This is a genomic window from Levilinea saccharolytica, assembly GCF_001306035.1.
GTDB classification, from domain to species: domain Bacteria; phylum Chloroflexota; class Anaerolineae; order Anaerolineales; family Anaerolineaceae; genus Levilinea; species Levilinea saccharolytica.
Map to the genome: position 1 here is coordinate 115,773 of NZ_LGCM01000042.1, position 6,000 is coordinate 121,772.

The following is a 6,000-nucleotide window of genomic DNA, read 5'->3' on the forward strand; positions in this document are numbered from 1 at the left end:
ATCGGAGTATGATCATCCTCATATATCGGTTGCATAATGGGCATTTTGGGGTTAATATTAGGGTATCCTCTCTGCGGGATGTGGGTGTTTTAAAGGGAGGTCCGTACAAACGGATGAACCCTATCCCCTGGTGATACCCTTGAAACATTCAAGGAGGTGATCCCCCGAAGCCGAAAAATCAAACGTATTCCGTTCTAGCAGCCCGCTGAGGCTGCGCCTTCAATGTTCAACCTTTAGATTCGTTCGGAAAGAGAAGAGAACCTTATGAAAAAGAACTTGTTGGTCACGCTGAGTTTGCTGGTGATGGTGGCGATGGTTTTGGCCGCCTGCACCCCCGCTGCAACCCCTGCCCCGGCTGAACCTGCCGCCCCGGCTGCCCCGGCTGAACCCGCTGCCCCCGCCGAACCGGCTGCTCCCGCCGAACCGGCTGCTCCGGCTGCTGAAGCCACCGGCATGGATGCTCTGATCGCTGCGGCCAAAGCCGAAGGCGAGCTGACCGTCATCGCTCTGCCCCGCGACTGGGCGAACTATGGCGAAATGATTGACACCTTCTCCGCGAAATACGGGATCAAGGTTAATGAACTGGACCCCAACGCCGGCTCCGGCGATGAACTCCAGGCCATTCGCGCCAACAAAGACAACAAAGGCCCCCAGGCTCCGGACGTGATTGACGTGGGTCTGTCCTTTGGCCCCATCGCCAAAGACGAAGGGCTGATCACCCCCTACAAAGTGGCCACCTGGGATTCGATCCCCGAGAATTTGAAAGACGCTGAAGGCTACTGGTACGGCGATTATTACGGCGTGCTGGCGTTCGAAATCAACAAGAGCGCTGTCACCGATCTGCCCAAAGACTGGGCTGACCTGCTGGATCCCAAGTACAACGGTCAGGTAGCCCTGGGCGGCGACCCCCGCACCTCCAACATGGCGATCCTGTCCATCGCGGCTGCGGCGCTGGCCAACGGCGGCAAGATCGAAGAACCCCAGGCTGGCCTGGATTACTTTGACAAGATGAACAAAGCCGGCAATTTCGTCCCGGTCATCGCCAAACCCGGCACGATTGCTTCCGGCGAAACCCCCATCGCCATGATGTGGGACTACCTGGCCCTGGCCGACCGCGACAGCTTTGCGGCCAACCCGGAAATCGAAGTGGTCATCCCCAAGAGCGGTGTGGTTGCGGGCGTGTACGTTCAGGCCATCAGCGCCTATGCCCCGCACCCGAATGCGGCCAAGTTGTGGATGGAATTCCTCTACTCGGATGAAGGTCAGAATATTTGGCTGAAGGGCTATGTGCACCCCATTCGCTACAACGACATGGTTGCGCGCAATGTGGTCCCGGCTGAACTGGCCGCCAAACTGCCTCCGGCGGAATACTACGCCACGGCCGTGTTCCCCACCCTGGAACAGCAGGATGCGCTGAAGGCTGCTGTTGCCGAAGGTTGGGACAAGGTTGTGGGCGTCGAAGTCAAAGCCGCCCCGTAAATGGGATCCGGAATGAAATCAAAGCAGCAAGGGGACGCGCCTCTGGCGCGTCCCTCCCTTCCCAAAATCAACTGGAACTGGCTGGGGGTTATGCCGTTTTTTCTCTTCGCGCTGCTGTTCCTCATTCTGCCCGCCAGTTCCCTTTTTGTCGGTAGTTTTCAGGATAATCAGGGCCAGTTTACGTTTAACAACATCAAGAACCTGTTCACACCCTATATTCTGAATTCTTACAAACTGACCATTCAGGTCAGCCTGGTGACGGCGGTCGGCGGAGCCTTATTTGGCTTCCTGATGGCGTATGCCGTCACCCTGGGCGGGCTGCCGCGCTGGCTGCGCACCGCTCTGACCACCTTTTCTGGGGTTGCCAGCAACTTCGCGGGCGTGCCCCTGGCCTTCGCCTTCATTTCCACCCTGGGGCGTGTGGGTCTGGTGACGGTGATCCTGAAATCCTTAGGGATCAATATTTACCAGCAAGGCTTCAATCTGTACTCCTTTTGGGGCTTATGCCTCACCTACATGTACTTCCAATTCCCGCTTATGGTGCTGATCATCAGCCCGTCGTTGGATGGGCTGCGGCGCGAGTGGCGGGAAGCCTGTGAGAATTTGGGCGGCTCTTCGTGGCATTACTGGCGGCATGTGGCTTTGCCCATCCTGACCCCGGCGCTCATTTCCACCACGATTCTGCTGTTTGGCAACAGCTTTGGTGCCTACGCCACCGCCTATGCCCTGACGGGCGGCTCCTTGAACCTGGTGCCCATCATCATCGGTGCGCAGATTCGCGGCGATGTGCTGCACGACACCGGCCTGGGCTATGCTTTGGCCCTGGGCATGGTGGTGATCATGGGCGCCAGCATTTTGGGCTACACTGTTCTGCAAAACCGTGCGTCGAGGTGGCTGCGATGAAACGCTCTCGCTTTTGGTCCTGGTTGTGGATTGGCCTGGGCATCCTGTACTTTTTCATCCCGCTGCTGGCCACGCTCAACTTCTCGCTGCGTATGAAGAAAGACGTAATCAGCCTGATGGCGTATGAAAAGGTGCTGGCTGACCCTGGGTTTGTCAAATCATTCACCTTTTCGGCGGAGATGGCCTTTTTCACTATTTTGGCCAGCATGATCCTGATCGTCCCCACGGCCTATTGGGTGCATCTGCGGCTGCCGCAGGCCAAGCCGATTGTGGAGTTTATCACCTTACTGCCCTTCGTTATCCCCGCGATCGTGTTGGTCTTCGGCCTGATCCGTATTTTCAGCCGCCCTCCGTTTGTGTTGACCGCCAGTCCGGCGTTGTTGGTGGCAGGTTATGTGGTGCTGTCTTTTCCCTACATGTATCGAGCGGTGGATAACGGCCTGCGTGCCATGGACGTGCGCTCACTCACTGAGGCAGCCCAGTCTCTGGGGGCGGGGTGGGGGACCATTCTGCTGAAGGTGATCTTCCCCAACCTGAAGGTGGCTTTGCTGAGCGGCACGTTCCTGACCTTTGCCATTGTCATCGGCGAGCTGACTCTGGCTTCGCTGTTGGCCTGGCCTGCGCTGGGGCCGTACATGGCCTTATTAGGACAAAACCGCGCCTATGAACCAGCGGCGCTGGCAATTATGTCCTTTGCCCTCACCTGGGGCATGATTGGCCTGATCCAGGTCTTTACCCGCGGAACGTCTGGGACGGCCCTGGGCGGTATGAAATAGCACAACGAGGTCCCTCATGGCATTTTTAGAGATTAACAACGTCAACAAACGCTTTGGCCAGTTCGTCGCTGTCGAAGATTTTAACCTCAAGGTGGAGCGGGGGGAATTTGTCTCTTTCCTGGGTCCCAGCGGCTGCGGCAAGACCACCACGCTGCGCATGGTGGCCGGGTTTGAAATGCCGACGGAAGGCGAGATTTTGATCAGCGGCGCAGACGTGACCCATAAGCCGCCGAACCAGCGCAATGTGGGTATGGTGTTCCAAAGCTACGCCCTGTTCCCCAACATGACGGTGGCGGATAACATCGGTTTTGGGCTGAAGGTGGCGCGTAAGGGTAAAGATGAGATCGCCAAAGTGGTGGATGAAATGCTGGCGCTGATCCACATGGAATCCTTCCGCCAGCGCTACCCCTACCAGATGTCGGGCGGGCAGCAGCAGCGCGTGGCCTTGGCCCGCGCCCTGGCCATTCACCCGCAGGTGCTGCTGCTGGATGAGCCGTTGTCTGCGCTGGACGCCAAAATCCGCGTGGAGCTGCGCACGGAAATCCGCGCCATTCAGCAAAAGCTGGGCATCACCACCATTTACGTCACCCACGATCAGGAAGAAGCTCTGTCGCTCTCGGACCGCATCGTGGTGATGAAAGACGGGCACATCGAGCAGGTGGGGTCGCCCTTCCAGATTTACAACTTCCCCGAAACGCCCTTTGTGGCCTCTTTCGTGGGCACGCTGAACGTGGTGGACGCCGTGGTGCGCGATCCGCAGAGCGGGGCACTGACCGTGGACGGGCAGGAGATCCAAACCGCCCAGCCGCTGTCGGTTTCCGCAGGCCAGACGGTGCGCATCGCCGTGCGGCCCGAAATGCTGCGCATGACCGCCAACAGCGGCAGCGGCGGCACCAACGAGCTGAGCGGCACGGTGGACACGGTGACCTTCTTGGGCTCGATCGTGCGCGTGCAGGTGCGGCTGGAAAAGAGCAAGCTGTTCTTTGATATGTTCAACAATCCGCACCTGGTTCCCCCTCAGGTGGGAGAAAAATTGACCGTGTATTTCCCGCGCGAGGCCTGCCTGGTGGTGTAAGCGGCTAGCGCGGCAGTCTGCACGGACAAGAACGCACCCCTGAGTGATTTCAGGGGCGCGTTCTTTTTTTCTGGTGATGTTCCGGCAGCGGATCAGTATTCGATGGGGCGCCGCGCGACTTCGAGGACGGCATCCTGAAAGGCCAGGGCAGCAGCCTGACAGGCCGACTGTGTGCCGGTGAGCACTGCGCCCATGAAGTTGGTTTCGGAGGGCGGGGGGGTGTACGACGCCAACTGCACATCCGCGGCTTTGAGGGCCGCATCCAGCCCGTAGACGCCCTCCAGCGGGGGGGCGATCAGATAGGCGATGGGCGAGCCGACAGGCACGCCGCACAGCTGCGACAGGTAGCGGCCGGTCTGTGAGATGACGTGGGGGAAGAAGGCGATGGTGCCCTCGGCGTTGGCGCTGTACCACAGGGCGCGGGTGCTGAGATAGCGCAGGGCGGCGTCTAAACCGGCGCGCACCTCGGCGGGGTTGGGCCCGGCGAGCAGGGCGATGATCTCGCCCGAAAGCGGGCCGGAGGCGTGGCGCGCGCCCGCGTAAAACGAATGGGCGTAGACGACTTCCACATCGGCCATTTTGGTGGCCTCGTCAATGGAGACGTAGGTGGCGTCGTCGTTATCGGCGGTCAGCAGCCCCAGGCTGCGCTGATCGGGCCGCAGCCCCAACTGGCGGGCGTATTCGGGGGCCACGCTGGGGATCAGGCGGACTGCCAGAGCGTTGGCGGGGATGGGGTCTAAAATGGCCATGCGCACCTTCCTCACTGTTCCAGCAGCTTGAGCTTGACGCCGGCTGCCTGGTGTTGGATCATTTTCTGCGCCATCTGCACGGCGAAGGCCCCGGCTTCGAGGGGGTTGGTGCCGCCGCCGTCGTAGATATTGCAGATGACGTCCCGCTCGGCATCGGTGTGTCCGGACTGCGGGCGGTAGGCCATGTAGGCGCTCATCGATTCAGCCCGCCCCAGGCCGGGACGCTCGCCGATGAGCAGGATGAGCACGTCGGGGTGCAGCAGGTCGCCGATGTCGTTCATCACGCCCACGCGGCAGAACTGGATGAAGAAAGGCGTGCCCAGGCTGAGCCCTGCCTGGCGAAACCCAGCCTCCAGCACGGGCATGATCTTGCGCAAATTGGCCTCCACGGCCGCGGCGCTGAGGCCGTCGCCGACGCAGATCTGCACGTTGGGGTTCTTGACACAGTGCTGGCTGATCTGGGCGCGGGCCTCGTCGCTGAGCTGGCGGCCCAGATCGGGGCGCAGCAGGTATTCGGCTTTGCCGCCGGTGACGCGGGTCTGCACGCGCAGGAGTTTGAACTCGTCCAAGAGCTGCGGGTCCACGTCGCGCAGCAGAGCGTCCTGAGTCACGGCCAGATCGGCTTGAAAGAGCACCAGCGAGCGGGTGCGCACGCGCGGCCCGGCGCGCCCCACGCCGATGCGGGCGGTGGTGGCGTTCATCAGGGCAGTTAGGCCCTCGGCGTCCAGCGGGCGGTCAATGCCCGGCTCGGCGCGGGCTTCGTCGCTGGTGGGGTCGGGCAGGTCAATCACCAGACCGCCGGATGCCGCCGCGGTGGGGGCCGCGGGACTGCGCCGTGCTCAAGGTCAACCACCTCAGCCTGACCTTCCCCGGTGAACGCGAAGGGCTGCGCGCCTTGCGGTCTCCGGCCATGTTCTGACCGATGAGGTCCACCACATAAGTGGCTTCCGAGTGGTCGTCCGCAGCCTCAAACAGCACCAGCCGCTCCCCTGACCCGCGGTCGGTAAAAAGGTGCTTG

At 61.0% G+C, this 6,000-nt stretch carries 7 protein-coding genes; 4 read left to right on the top strand and 3 right to left on the bottom strand.

What is annotated here, in order from left to right; all coding sequences use genetic code 11:
• The first annotated feature begins 264 nt into the window (after positions 1 to 264).
• The 4 genes from ADN01_RS12585 to ADN01_RS12600 are packed head-to-tail and all read left to right on the top strand — an operon-like array spanning position 265 to position 4,233.
• On the top strand, positions 265 to 1,479 hold the full coding sequence (locus tag ADN01_RS12585) for an ABC transporter substrate-binding protein (RefSeq protein ID WP_062417624.1): 1,215 nt from the start codon (positions 265 to 267) through the stop codon (positions 1,477 to 1,479).
• A 12-nt stretch (positions 1,480 to 1,491) separates the two neighbouring features.
• Positions 1,492 to 2,382, top strand: coding sequence for an ABC transporter permease (locus ADN01_RS12590; RefSeq protein ID WP_082142682.1), 891 nt, complete (start codon positions 1,492 to 1,494; stop codon positions 2,380 to 2,382).
• Complete coding sequence (locus ADN01_RS12595) at positions 2,379 to 3,158, top strand: ABC transporter permease (RefSeq protein ID WP_062417626.1); 780 nt, start codon at positions 2,379 to 2,381, stop codon at positions 3,156 to 3,158. The genes ADN01_RS12590 and ADN01_RS12595 overlap by 4 nt, the downstream gene beginning before the upstream one ends.
• Positions 3,159 to 3,174: 16 nt before the next feature.
• Positions 3,175 to 4,233, top strand: a complete 1,059-nt coding sequence (locus ADN01_RS12600; protein ID WP_062417627.1) for an ABC transporter ATP-binding protein — start codon at positions 3,175 to 3,177, stop codon at positions 4,231 to 4,233.
• Between the two features lie 92 nt (positions 4,234 to 4,325).
• Here ADN01_RS12600 and eutL read toward each other — a convergent pair whose 3' ends face one another.
• The 3 genes from eutL to ADN01_RS19665 form a co-directional block, all read right to left on the bottom strand.
• Positions 4,326 to 4,982: an ethanolamine utilization microcompartment protein EutL gene (eutL, locus tag ADN01_RS12605; protein ID WP_113918842.1), complete on the bottom strand. Its 657-nt coding sequence runs from the start codon at positions 4,980 to 4,982 to the stop codon at positions 4,326 to 4,328.
• A gap of 11 nt (positions 4,983 to 4,993) precedes the next feature.
• Positions 4,994 to 5,773: an ethanolamine ammonia-lyase subunit EutC gene (gene eutC, locus ADN01_RS12610; protein ID WP_075071170.1), complete on the bottom strand. Its 780-nt coding sequence runs from the start codon at positions 5,771 to 5,773 to the stop codon at positions 4,994 to 4,996.
• Positions 5,766 to 6,000, bottom strand: a 235-nt coding sequence (locus tag ADN01_RS19665; RefSeq protein WP_160318422.1) for a hypothetical protein, incomplete at its 5' end; no start/stop codon positions are given. The genes eutC and ADN01_RS19665, both read right to left, overlap by 8 nt.